Source organism: Streptomyces sp. SID5785 (assembly GCF_009870065.1).
Classification (GTDB): Bacteria; Actinomycetota; Actinomycetes; order Streptomycetales; family Streptomycetaceae; genus Streptomyces.
On the sequence record NZ_WWIA01000448.1, the window covers coordinates 1 to 1,680 of the forward strand.

Here is a 1,680-nt window from a genome sequence, read left to right on the forward strand (position 1 = left end):
GCAAGGTGGTGGGCCTGGACGCCGGGGTCATGGAGGACTGGCGGGACCTGCTGGAGCGGGTCGCCGCGGGGCAGCTGCGGGCCCCGGCTCGCGTCCGGTGAGGTCCGGCCGCCGCCGGGACCTGCACGAGCGCCTCACCGACTGTCCGCGAACACCGCACGGTTGACGCGTCGTCAGCACCGGTGCGGTCATGAGACCGTACGCGCATGACGTCAGGCCCTCTGCCCGCGGCGCCGGTCCTGGCCGGCCGGACGGCGCTCGTGACCGGTGCCTCGCGGGGCATCGGCCGTGCGATCGCCGGGGAGCTCGCCCGGGCCGGGGCCCGGCTGTGCGTGACGGCCCGGGACCCGGCCGGGGTGCGGGACACGGTCGCGCGGTTGCGGGCCGGGGGCGCCGAGGCGATCGGCGTCGCGGGCTCCGTGGCCGACCCGGCCCATCTGTGGGAGGTCACCGAACGCACCATGGCCGCGTACGGACGCGTCGACGTCGTGGTGAACAACGCGGCGACGAACCAGCCGTACGGCCCCCTCATGGACGCCGACCCGGACGACTGGCGCACCGCGTTCACCGTGAACGTGGAGGCGCCGCTGCGGCTGGTGCAGTGTGCCTGGCGGGCCTGGATGAGCGAGCACGGCGGCGCCGTCGTCAACGTGTGCACCGAGGGCGCCGGCCATGTCGGCCCGCACGTCGGCGCGTACGGGACCAGCAAGGCGGCGCTGCTGCATCTGACCGCTCAGCTGGCCGGGGAGCTGGGGCCCGGGGTGCGGGTCAACTCGGTCTCCCCCGGCCTGGTGCGCACCGAGATGGCGCGGTTCGTCTGGGAGCGGGCCGAGGAGGGTGTCGCGGCCGGGCTGCCGACCGGACGGATCGGCGAGCCGGACGACGTGGCGCGCGCGGTGCGCTGGCTGGTGTCCGACGAGGCGTCGTGGATCACCGGTGCCGATCTGCTGGTGGACGGCGGCACGCGGGTGCGTGCCGCCTCACCGGGCGGCGATCCGGGCGCGGTGCAGCGGGAGCTGCGTCACCACTTGCCGGGCTCGTAGTCCTTCAGGAAGACGCCGTACAGGTCCTCGCCGGTCTCGCCGCGCACGACCGGGTCGTAGACCCGGGCCGCGCCGTCGACCAGGTCGAGCGGGGCGTGGAAGCCCTCCTCGGCGAGCCGCAGCTTGTCGTAGTGCGGGCGCTCGTCGGTGATCCACCCGGTGTCGACGGAGGTCATCAGGATGCCGTCGGCCTGGAACATCTCCTGGGCGCTGGTGCGCGTGACCATGTTCATCGCGGCCTTGGCGGCGTTGGTGTTCGGGTGGCCCGCGCCCTTGTAGCCGCGGCCGAAGACGCCCTCCATCGCCGACACGTTGACCACGTAGGCCCGGCCGCTGGCGGCCTTCTTCGCGGCCTCGGCCATCGCGGGGCGGAGCTTGCTGATGAGGATGAACGGCGCCGTGTAGTTGCACAGCTGGGTCTCGAGCAGTTCCACCGGGGAGATCTGCTCGATGGTCTGCACCCACGTGTTGGAGTCGACGACGTCCGGCACGAGGCCGCCCGCGTCGATGGCGGTGCCCGCCAGGTGGCGCTCCACGCTCGCGTTGCCCGCGACGAGCGCGAGGTCGGCGACCTGCTGGGCGTCGACGCCGCTGCTGCTGCCCAGCGGCAGGGCGGCGATGCCGTCGACGGCTCCGG

At 74.2% G+C, this 1,680-nt stretch carries 1 protein-coding gene and 1 pseudogene; one reads left to right on the forward strand and one right to left on the reverse strand.

Going from position 1 to position 1,680, the window contains the following annotated elements:
* Window positions 1-206 precede the first annotated feature (206 nt).
* On the forward strand, window positions 207-1,043 hold the full coding sequence (locus tag GTW43_RS14940) for an SDR family oxidoreductase (protein WP_161302381.1): 837 nt from the start codon (window positions 207-209) through the stop codon (window positions 1,041-1,043).
* Here the strand turns inward: GTW43_RS14940 and GTW43_RS14945 are convergent.
* Window positions 1,022-1,680, reverse strand: a pseudogene (locus GTW43_RS14945) (short-chain dehydrogenase); the annotation flags it as partial. The gene GTW43_RS14940 and the pseudogene GTW43_RS14945 overlap by 22 nt on opposite strands.

What these genes read in the sequence shown, in the direction of transcription:
- GTW43_RS14940 (WP_161302381.1), top strand. Translation starts at nt 207, where the DNA reads ATGACGTCAGGCCCTCTGCCCGCGGCGCCGGTCCTGGCCGGCCGGACG.